The 9,896-nt window shown below is 56.9% G+C and carries 8 protein-coding genes and 1 pseudogene; 2 read left to right on the top strand and 7 right to left on the bottom strand.

Annotated features, from left to right (window positions below):
- Positions 1-506: pseudogene (locus tag KBA32_RS14620) on the top strand (hypothetical protein); the annotation flags it as partial.
- Between the two features lie 149 nt (positions 507-655).
- On the opposite strand, the gene KBA32_RS14615 reads toward KBA32_RS14620, so the two are convergent.
- The 7 genes from KBA32_RS14615 to KBA32_RS14585 all read right to left on the bottom strand — a co-directional run bounded on the left by KBA32_RS14615 (position 656) and on the right by KBA32_RS14585 (position 9,023).
- The gene (locus KBA32_RS14615) at positions 656-1,660 is read right to left on the bottom strand and encodes a substrate-binding domain-containing protein (RefSeq protein ID WP_294360358.1); all 1,005 of its coding nucleotides are present in this window, start codon (positions 1,658-1,660) and stop codon (positions 656-658) included.
- Between the two features lie 25 nt (positions 1,661-1,685).
- Entirely contained in the window at positions 1,686-2,618 is a 933-nt protein-coding gene (locus KBA32_RS14610; RefSeq protein ID WP_294360355.1) for an ABC transporter permease, read from the bottom strand.
- A gap of 24 nt (positions 2,619-2,642) precedes the next feature.
- Complete coding sequence (locus tag KBA32_RS14605; protein ID WP_294360352.1) at positions 2,643-4,130, bottom strand: sugar ABC transporter ATP-binding protein; 1,488 nt, start codon at positions 4,128-4,130, stop codon at positions 2,643-2,645.
- 554 nt (positions 4,131-4,684) lie between these two features.
- On the bottom strand, positions 4,685-5,128 hold the full coding sequence (gene fucU / locus KBA32_RS14600) for an L-fucose mutarotase (protein WP_294360348.1): 444 nt from the start codon (positions 5,126-5,128) through the stop codon (positions 4,685-4,687).
- Between the two features lie 98 nt (positions 5,129-5,226).
- Positions 5,227-6,237: a ribose ABC transporter permease gene (locus KBA32_RS14595; RefSeq protein ID WP_294360344.1), complete on the bottom strand. Its 1,011-nt coding sequence runs from the start codon at positions 6,235-6,237 to the stop codon at positions 5,227-5,229.
- 12 nt (positions 6,238-6,249) lie between these two features.
- A complete protein-coding gene (locus KBA32_RS14590; protein ID WP_294360340.1) occupies positions 6,250-7,761 on the bottom strand; it encodes a sugar ABC transporter ATP-binding protein in 1,512 nt (503 codons plus the stop codon).
- Positions 7,762-7,931: 170 nt separating this feature from the next.
- The gene (locus tag KBA32_RS14585) at positions 7,932-9,023 is read right to left on the bottom strand and encodes a substrate-binding domain-containing protein (protein WP_294360337.1); all 1,092 of its coding nucleotides are present in this window, start codon (positions 9,021-9,023) and stop codon (positions 7,932-7,934) included.
- Between the two features lie 301 nt (positions 9,024-9,324).
- On the opposite strand from KBA32_RS14585, the gene KBA32_RS14580 reads away from it, so the two are divergent.
- Positions 9,325-9,896: LacI family DNA-binding transcriptional regulator (locus tag KBA32_RS14580; RefSeq protein WP_294360333.1), on the top strand; the 572-nt coding region annotated here is incomplete at its 3' end.

Raw genomic sequence — 9,896 nt, 5'->3', positions numbered from 1 at the left:
GCATCCGCGCCGACGTCGCTGGCAAGACCGGCACGACGCAGGACAACGCCGACGGCTGGTTCCTCCTGATGCATCCGCAGCTCGTCGGCGGCGCCTGGGTCGGCTTCAACGACAGCCGCGTCACGCTGCGCAGCGACTACTGGGGGCAGGGCGCGCACAGCGCGCTGCCGATCGTCGGCGACTTCTTCAACAACGCCCTGCGCAACCGCCTGATCGACCGCAACGCACGCTTCGCGGCGCCGGATGCGACCGGGCTGTTGCAGCGCCTGTTCGGGCAGGTGAAGGCCGGCTTGCAGAACCTCTTCTCTTCCGAGTCCGTGCCGCCAGCGCCCGAGACCAAATCGAAGCGGAAGCCCGCCGCAGCCCCCGTGGTGAAACCGGCAGAACCGGCCTCTGAACCTGACCCGCTGCAGGAGCGGATCGATCAGATCATGGAAGAAAGCCGGCGCGAGCAGTTGCCGGCGGATGTTCCCGCCGACGGTACCGACAGCGAGAACAATCCCTGATCCTGACTGAGCAGTCAGCTGCAACGGGCACTCAGAGTTTGCGATGCGCTATGCATGCTTCGGGTACAACAGAAGCGGGTATCCCGACTCTCCACTAGACAACTGCGACGCACTGAAACCAATCCAACGCGTCGCACTTTAGCTATCAACTACTTACATTCTGGATCGTCACCGAACCCTTTGCAGAAGAACTGAGCCGCGTTTTCCTTGGTAATCATGTTCGATGCAATCTCGATTTCCATCGAACCGTCCGACTTCTTGGTCATCTTGCCGAGCTTGTTCAACTCGTCGAGGTTCTTGGTCGCCAGAGCGTGAGCTGCGATGACCCCTTCTGGTGCCACGGTCGAGTAGGTAAAAGTGGCCGTGAGATCCCCTTTCGCGACGGCGCGGATGGCACCATTCTCGCCATCGATCCCGATGATCATGATTCCTTCTTTAGCACGACCGGCCGCCTGGATTGCGCGCAACGCGCCGAAGGCCATGTTGTCGTTATGCGCGTAGATCGCCTGAATTTGCCCCGGACCGAAACGCTGAAGCGTGTCTTCCATGAACTTGAGGGCTTTTTCCTGATCCCAATCAGCATGGGTTTCAGCGATGACCTTGATACTCTTCCCGGCAATGGCTTCGGCGAAGCCATCATGACGCTCCACTGCCGGAGCGGCCGCTGGATCACCCTTGATCTCGATGACGTTGCCCTTGCCGTTGAGCTTCTTGGCGATGAACTCGCCGGCGAGTTTGCCGATCGGCTTGTTGTGCGGACCGATGTGCAAGGTGACCGGCGTATCAACACTGCGCTCCAGGGTAACGACCGGAATTCCTGCGGCCATGACCTGCTTGATGGTCGGCGCGATTGCGGTACTGTCTTGCGCCGATATCATCAACACTTTCATGCCCTGAACCAGCAGGCTTTCGATGTCCGAAATCTGCTTTGCCGACTTTCCTTCGGCATTAGTCACGATCAGCTTCGCGTCCTTGAAATTCGACTTCGCATAGCTCTGATTCAACTTGGTCATGGTATTGCGATGGGCGGAATTGGAAGCCGCCTGCGAGAAGCCGATGACCATCGGGTCGGCAGAAAAGGCCGGTGCGGTTGCAGCGCCGAGGGCAAATCCCACAGTTACAGCCAGAAAACACTTCTTATATTGCAGCATCATTAGTCCTCCTTTGGTTGTATTCACGCTATTTGCGTGGCTTTCTCCCGGCTTCCAACAGAACCGCCAGAATGATGATTGCGCCTTTCACCACCTGCTGTGAGAAGGGGGAAACGCCTGCAAGATTGAGCACATTGGCGATGATTGCCAGGACCATCGCGCCGCCAATCGTGCCGATGACCGTGCCAACTCCGCCGAATAGTGATGCGCCGCCGATGACGGCGATGGTGATTGCTTCCAGTTCCAACCCCAAACCCGAGTTGGGATCGCCGACGGAAAGGCGTGAGAGAAAGATCAAGCCCGACAACGCGGCCAAAACTCCGCCGATGATGTACACGCCGAACGTGATCAAGGAAACGTTGATGCCTGACAGATGTGCCGCCTCTTCATTGCTGCCGACCGCATAGATCGCTCGCCCGAACGGGGTGAGTTTCAGCGTAATGGCGGCGACAATGCACACGGCGGCAAAGACGTAGATTGGCGTGGGGATGCCAAAGATGTATCCACCACCGAGAAAGAAGAAGTCTTCGGCGGCCTTGCCAGGTTTGACTGTGCCGCCGTCGGCGAGCATTAGCGCAAATCCACGCACCATCACCATCGTACCCAGCGTCGTAATGAAAGCCGGAATACGCCAGTAGGACACGCCAAAGCCGTTCGCTGCGCCAACCACGGCGCCGAGAACCAGGCATATCGGCACCACGAGTGGAATCGCAACGCCGTGTTCCATCAGCAGAGCACCGACCACGCCGACCAGCGCAACTGTGGAACCGAACGACAGGTCGATCCCCTTGGTCAAAATCACAAACGTCATGCCAACCCCGAGAATTCCGTAGAGCGCGACCTGGCGCAACACATTTAGAATGTTTATGGGGTTTAGGAAGTTCGACGAAATGAACGATGCCGAAACGATGAGTGCCAGTAGGGCAATCGCCAGCCCTGCTTTCCGGGGGAAGAATTTCATTTCCAGTTTTTCCGTAATTGGTGGTCAGTGCAACGCAGCAAAATGCATAACCTGCTCTTCCGTCGTCTCACGGGCATTGAATTCGGCAGTGATTTCGCCCTCGCGCATGACATATACGCGGTCACAGAGGCCAAGGATTTCAGGCAGTTCCGACGACGCCATCACGATGGCAAGTCCACGTGTCTCGGCTAACTCGACAAGCAGGTCGTAAATCTCGCGTTTGGCAGCCACATCAACGCCGCGGGTCGGTTCGTCGGCCAATATGATTTCGCATCCGGCGCTCACCAAACGGGCGAGTACGCACTTTTGCTGATTACCGCCAGAGAGGCTTTGCGCAGGTGTCGCCGCGCCCGGAGTCTTGATAGAGAGCCGGTTGATCAGCCCGGTGACAATGTCGTTTTCCAGCCGCAGAGCGAGGAGTCCCCGCCGCAAAATTCTGGCAAGACTCGCGGACATGATGTTGAAGCTAACGCTCTGGATGAGAAATAGCCCTTCGGTCTTGCGATCCTCCGGAACGAGGCCGATACCCAGCGCGATACTGCGGCGTGGCGCCCCCGTCACCACGGCGGCGCCCTTGACCCGTATTCCGCCAGACAGGATCGGATCGGCCCCGTAGATCGCGCGCAGCAGCTCAGTACGGCCGGCGCCGGCCAATCCAAAGAGACCAACGATCTCACCTTGCTTGACCTGAATGCTGACACTTTTCAAAAGCGATTCGGTGGTGATGTCGGCGGCAGCCAGCGCCTCGTTACCGATCTTCGCGTTCCGGGGAGGAAAGATATCGGTGACCTCTCGGCCAACCATGTTTTTGATCAGACTATCTGTCGTCATTCCGCTTGATGGGCCGTCGTGGACCACCTGACCATCGCGCAGGATTGTGACCGTGTCGCTGATCTCAAATACTTCGCGCAGGCGGTGCGAAATATAGACAAAAGCGACACCATCATCACGAGCCAACTGCCGGATGATGACGAATAGCTGATCGATCTCGGCCTGCGCCAAGACAGCTGACGGCTCGTCCAGGACGATGATTTTCGCTTTACGGGCGATAGCCTTCGCGATCTCGACCATCTGTCGTTTTGCCACCGAAAGGTCGCCGATGCGAGCTTTCGGATCAAGGTCGAAACCCAGTCGAGCGACAACGTCGGATGCGTGCCGATTTGCCTCGCGCCAATCGATCAGGCCGCTCTTCCGAGGCAAACGTCCCATCAGAATGTTCTCGGCCACCGTCAGATGCGGCGCCTGAGCGAGTTCCTGATAAATGACGGCCACGCCGCGTTCGATCATTGAGGCCGTCGTCGGTTGCCCGACGTGCTCGCCAAACAATTCGATCTTGCCTTCGTCCGCGGTATAGGCGCCGGAGAGAATCTTCATCAGCGTCGATTTCCCCGCGCCGTTTTCACCCACCAGCGCACGGATTTCGCCGGTCTGCAGAGAGAACGACACATCGGTTAACGCGCGTACACCGGGGAAAGCCTTCGATATGTTCTCAAGTTTTAGCGCGACCCCCATCGTCAAACTCCTTAACAGCCACTAAATTGCCAAGTGTTCTCGCCAGAGTGATTTCTCATCGCCCATCGGTACGAGAACGAATACGTTTCAACGTCTTCGTTAGCCAGGCGCGGGGAGAAATCAGGCTTTTATTTCCGATGACGGATGTGCCGTTGTCATTGCTTTTGATGCACGACAAAAGCCCTCGCCACGGTTCATCCGATTGTTTGTTCTTCTCGTTGAGGTAGATATTAGGCACACCTGAATGTAAATGCAAGCGCTTGCGCAAGCGCTTGCATTTATTTTTTGATTTCGAGATGCACGGGCTGTCTGCGTGCGGAACTGTCGTCTTTTTGATTCACCATCCCGCCGGGCTTGCGATGTGTATTCCGAACTGATTCTGTGAAGGCGATGACTCGAGTGGTAAGGGCATCCAGACAGTCGCGCGCGGAGAAAAGGAAAACCATGCGGCAGCGCGACAGGGAAAAGTCGTCAATCCAGCTTCTGCGAGAAACGTGAAGGGGCGAGGGTGAAATGAGAAATTGAACGCGCCGGCGCCGGCGCCGGCGCCGGCGTCAGCGTTTGCTGGCGACCGGGATGACGCCCTTCTTGAGAATCACATTGCCGTACTTTCTCGTTTCACCGGATTGCACAATAGCGAACGCTTTGGTCGAGCGGGTCAGGAAACTTTGCCTGTCCATTCGCTGAATTGGTGGGGTGTCGGGCCAGTAACGGTCGATTGCGCCGCGAAAGTCTGTTTCAACCTGAGGATCGAGTGGATCACCGTTCGCGGGTTCCATCATGACGATGGGTGCTTCGACATAGCTATCCGGATTCATCAGTGACATGATGCCGTCGAGCAGATCGGCCGCATCGGTGCCGTCGCAACGAATGACGTTAGCGTTCCTGCTGTGGCTGGGATAAAAGGCGTCAACGATGACGATCTCGTCACCGTGGCCCATTCGGGCCAGGGTGTAGAGCAATTTCGGGCTGATACAGGGCTTGATTCCGAGCAACACGGTGCTCTCCTTTTGTTCAGGTTGGCTTTTTGTTCGTGCTTGGCTTGCTGCGATCCTGATGGGTTCGCAGCAAGGAGTGAGGGGAATAACAGGTATCGTCAGGCGCGGCGGGCGTACTTCTTCATGTCGAAGTAGACGGCAACGATGATGATGAAGCCCTTGATCAGCAACTGGAAGTAGGAATCCACGCCAAGGTAGGTCATCCCGTAATTGATGATACCCAACGTAAGCACGCCGAGAATCATCCCGCTCATGGTGCCGATGCCGCCGCTTTGCGAGACGCCACCAATGGTGACCGCCGCAATCGCATCGAGCTCCATTCCCCGTCCGGTCAGGGCATTGGAGAGGCCGAGACGGCTGGAGAGCAGGACGCCCGCGATGCCGTACAGGATGCCGCCGTAGAGATAGACAAGGATCAGCTCTTTGGTGACATTGATACCCGATACACGCGCAGCAACCGGGTTGCCGCCAATGGCATACATGTTAGTGCCCTGTCGGGTATGGCGCAGGATGAACCACACGACCAGGGCGGCGATCACGACAAAGATGGCAAGGTTCGGGATCGACGCCGTTGTTCCTTGGCCGATGGCCTTGAATGGTTCCTTCAGACTTCCGACCACATTTGCCTTGGTGTAGATCAGTTGGCAGCCAAAGGCGACGGACATGGAGCCGAGGGTAGCGATGAACGGTGGCAGCTTGGCATAGGCAACCAGGATTCCATTAAACAGGCCGAACGCGGCACCGGTCGCGATGCCGGCGACGATCGGTAGCCACAGCGGGAATTCGACGCCGGGGTAAATCGCCGAGGCATAGTCAGCGTTCTGTGCGAACGAAGCGGATACGCTCGCGACCAGGCATACGACGGCGCCGATCGACAGATCGATGCCGCGCGTGATGATGATCATGCCGACGCCGAGTGCCGCAAAAGCGCGTATCGACTCAGCTACCGCCAGGTTCTTGATCGAGTCGATCGACAGCGATGCACCATCGGTCAGGCCGGCCAGCGCCAGTGCCAGAACGATAAAAGTTACCAGATTGGTATGCTTGCTCAGGTAAGCCCTGACGTTGCCAAAGCGGGCGACGGGTTGTGAAACGGCTTGTTCAGTCATTTTTATGTTTCCTCACATGTATTTCGTGGCGAGACGCATGATCTCGTCCTGTGTCGCGGCTTCGCGCTCAAGCGTTCCGGTGTAGCGCCCTTCGCAGAGCACCATGATGCGATGTGACATTCCTATGAGCTCCGGCATTTCGGAAGACACCATGATGATCGACTTGCCGTTCTTGACGAGGTCAACCATGATCGAATAGATCTCGTACTTGGCGCCGACGTCGATGCCGCGTGTCGGCTCATCCATGATCAGGATGTCCGGCGCGATCATCAGCCAGCGGGCGATCAGGACCTTCTGCTGGTTACCGCCGGAGAGATTCTGAATTGGCGTTTCCATCGACGGCGTCTTGGTACGCAAGAGGCGATTCAGGCGTTCAGTTTCCTGCGCGATCTTCTGGTGTTTGAGGTTGCGAAACGCGGTGCGGTAATTGGAAAGCGAGGGAATCACCGTGTTGGTGGTGATCGATAGCTGGGGAAAGATGCCGGATGCACGCCGGTCTTCGGTGATCAGCCCGACACCATGATGAATCGCGTCTCCGCTGGATTCGATCAAAACCGGCTTTCCGTCGATTTCGATGCTTCCGCTGGCAATGTCTCGTAGACCGAACAACGCCTCGACGAATTCCGTCCGTTGCGCACCCACCAGCCCGCCGATACCCAGAATCTCGCCGCGCCGCAAGCTGAGGCTGATGTCCTGGAATGAACGCGGATTGGCCGACTTCAGGTTGCGAACCTGAAGTCGAGTCTCGCCGGGGATGCTGTCGAGCGGCGGGAAGCGCTGACTGGTGTCGCGTCCGACCATCAGCCGGATCAATTGATCTTCGTCAATCGACGAGACCGGATGCGTACCGATCAGGCGGCCGTCGCGCATCACCGAAATTTCGTCGGCGATCTGGAAGATCTCGTGCATCTTGTGCGAGATATAGATGATCGCCACACCGCGGCTTTTAAGGTCACGAATGATGCGGAAGAGATGGTCGGCTTCTTTCTCGGTAATCGACGATGTAGGCTCGTCCATGACGACGACCGAAGCGTCGCAGGAAACCGCCTTGGCGATTTCGCAGGCTTGCTGGTGTGAAATGGAAAGCTGTCCCATCCTGACATCGGGACGAATATCCATTTCGAGCTCTTTCATCAGCGCGAGCGTATCGTCGTGCATCTTGCGATGCCGAAGCGCGCGGAATGGACCGAAGCGCAAGACTGGCTCGCGACCGAGCCAGATGTTCTCCTGAACTGATCGGTCGGGTACGTTGGCAAGTTCCTGATGGATCATCGAGACACCCGCATCGAGCGCATCTTTCGTGCTTGGGAAGCGGGTTTGCTTTCCCTTGAATACGATTTCGCCCTCTTCAGCGTGATACATGCCAAACAGGCATTTCATCAGCGTCGATTTTCCGGCACCGTTTTCCCCCATCAAGGCATGAACGGTTCCGGGGCGCACCCGCAAGCTGACGCGATCCAGGGCGACGACACCGGGAAAACGCTTGCTGATGTTCTTCATTTCCAGGACGTATTGCGAATCCATGTTCATTCCAGATCGATTGATGCGTTGCGGCCATTGATTGGGGCGGGTGGACGCCCGCCGCCATTCGACCGCTTCTTGTTACGGGCGTGGTCGTCGAGTAAATCGGCGATAGCTCTATTGTCTGGCAAACTGAACCAGGCTGGCGATGTTCAGCAGCCTGGCATCAGCGGTTACTTCTTCAGGAATGTCGAGAGGTTTTCCTTGGTCACGCCCTTGAATGGAACGAGGTAGATCTGCTTAACCAGCGCTGGATCGTTGGCAGGAGCTTCTTCAATCGCCTTGTCGAGCGGCTTGATACCATTGATCGTCGCCCCATTCACCGCACCCTTGGTGGCCATCGTATAGGCCAGATCAAATGCGGTGGTCGCCTGTCCGCCGGCATCTTGCAGTACGGTGGCGTAGAGCTTGTTTTCCGACATTGAACGTAATGCAACCTGCGTGGCGTCGACGCCGATCACTGGGACCTTAAGGAAGGTTCCGTCGCCATCCACGTCCTTGGTCGGGTTGGCAGGGTCATCCACGTACTTTGCGGTAATCAAGGACTCGACCGCACCGAGCGCCATTGCGTCGTTGTTGGCCAGAATCAGGTTGAACTTGCCCTTGTAGGCATTGAGCCACGCGTCCATCTTCTGCTGGGCTTCGTCAGGCTGCCAGTTGGCGGTGTCCTTGGCAATGACGTTGACCTTGTAACCCTTCTTCTCCAGATCCTTCAACACCGCCTGCGTTCGGTAGATTTGAGCAGGGTGGCCTAGTTGACCAAGGAACAGGATCAGGTTGATCGATTTGTCCGGGCCTAGTTTGCTCGGGAACTTCTTGAAGTAAGCATCGACGATATCGGCCTGGATCGATCCGGCGATCGACTCGGGCGACGAAGCCAGGAAAAAGTTCGCACTGCTCTTGAGTGCAGCGACCGTCGGTGCGGTGTTGGAGAATGCCGCGCCACCATTCTTGGATGCGATCACGCTGGCCAACTGCTCGCTGCCCTCGGTGACGGCCGGCACCACGACAAAATACTTCACGCCCTGGCTCACCAGGGTATTCAGCTGATCAAGCTGGGTTGCCATGTCGCTACGGGCGTCCATGATCTTCAGCTCGGCGCCCTTGGCGGCGGCAACCTTCTTCAGGTTCGCGGTGTAGTCGTTAAGAAACTGATCGTCCAGATTCCGAATCAATGCGCCAATCACCGGCTTCGATTCGGCCATGGCACTGCCCGCGGCCAACGTAATACCCATCATTGCTGCGGCGAGTATCCCCATTTTCATTTTCTTCTCCTTGCACGACTAGTAAAAGATTTAACATTACGGATTTTGGGGCTCGGCATTCTGACGCCCCCGGACAATGCGTTGTTCTTGCTAGCGAGAGTTTTCTAGAAAGCCACCGCCAAGAGAATTCTATGGCAACGCAAGCGCTTGCGCAAGCGCTTGCGTGATAAATTTCGTATTGCGACTATGGGCCTGAATCCTGGAACGCTACCCGGTGTGCAAGGCTTGAAGTGAAGCGCGGCACGTGGCGATCCGTGTGCAGCGCCTGGCAAACTGACAATAACTAATAAGGTGCTCGAGCATGGCTACGATGGATGACGTCGCGAAGGCGGCGAATGTTTCTGTAACAACCGTTTCGCACGTGCTGAACGGAACGCGAAAGGTCCATCCAGATACGGAGAAGCTGGTGCGCGCTGCGGTTCAGGAGGTGGGCTATATCCAGAACTCGCTGGCGAGATCTCTCGCGATGTCTGCGACAAATACCATCGGCGTGGCAATTCCTACGTTCGCCAACCATTACTTCAGCGAAGTCGTGAGGTCGATTGAAAACGAGTGCATGAAGAACGGCCTGATGATGCTCTTTTCCGACACGCACGACGATCCAGATCAGGAGTTGAAGATCGTGCAGGCCTTTCACCAGCGCCGAGTCGATGGCGTCGTGCTGGCTCCCGCCGATGACGGCCGCCTGGAATCGCTGGCCTACCTTCGAAATAACAAGATTCCGGGGGTTCTGGTAGACCATCTGTTGACGCAGGGATTCGATCAGGTCGGCGTCAAGAACAAGGTGGCCGTACAGGAATTGATTGCTCATCTGATTGGCCATGGCCATACCAGGATTGGCTTCATTTCCGGGGCAGCGTGGAACTCGACGTC

The sequence above is a fragment of the Propionivibrio sp. genome (genome assembly GCF_017995515.1).
Lineage (GTDB): Bacteria > Pseudomonadota > Gammaproteobacteria > Burkholderiales > Rhodocyclaceae > Propionivibrio.
This window is presented reverse-complemented; position numbering and strand designations above follow the sequence as displayed.

Coding starts and splice junctions, on each gene's coding strand:
- KBA32_RS14615 (WP_294360358.1), bottom strand. CDS start 1,660: ATGATGCTGCAATATAAGAAGTGTTTTCTGGCTGTAACTGTGGGATTT.
- KBA32_RS14610 (WP_294360355.1), bottom strand. CDS start 2,618: ATGAAATTCTTCCCCCGGAAAGCAGGGCTGGCGATTGCCCTACTGGCA.
- KBA32_RS14605 (WP_294360352.1), bottom strand. CDS start 4,130: ATGGGGGTCGCGCTAAAACTTGAGAACATATCGAAGGCTTTCCCCGGT.
- KBA32_RS14595 (WP_294360344.1), bottom strand. CDS start 6,237: ATGACTGAACAAGCCGTTTCACAACCCGTCGCCCGCTTTGGCAACGTC.
- KBA32_RS14590 (WP_294360340.1), bottom strand. CDS start 7,761: ATGGATTCGCAATACGTCCTGGAAATGAAGAACATCAGCAAGCGTTTT.
- KBA32_RS14585 (WP_294360337.1), bottom strand. CDS start 9,023: ATGAAAATGGGGATACTCGCCGCAGCAATGATGGGTATTACGTTGGCC.